The 260-nt window shown below is 65.0% G+C and carries 1 protein-coding gene; it reads left to right on the top strand.

What is annotated here, in order from left to right:
• On the top strand, positions 1-260 hold a 260-nt coding region (locus ACZY0B_RS28080; RefSeq protein ID WP_463767473.1), incomplete at both ends, for a CDP-alcohol phosphatidyltransferase family protein.

Below are 260 nucleotides of genomic sequence, written 5' to 3' on the forward strand. Positions count from 1 at the left end.
CATCTGTCTGGGCTTGTCGGCCGTCAAGATGGCACTCGACGACCGGCCCACCGAGTCGATGGCCTTCCTGGCGGTCGCGGCGATCCTCGACGCGCTCGACGGCCGGGTGGCGCGGATGCTCAACGCCACCTCGAAGATGGGCGAGGAGATCGACTCGCTGGCCGATGCGGTGAATTTCGGCGTCGCACCGGCCTTCATCATCTATGGCACCATGCTGTCGCATTCGCGGATCGGCTGGATCGTCGTTCTGCTGTATGCGG

It is taken from the genome of Mycobacterium sp. IDUB_19, assembly GCF_055419445.1.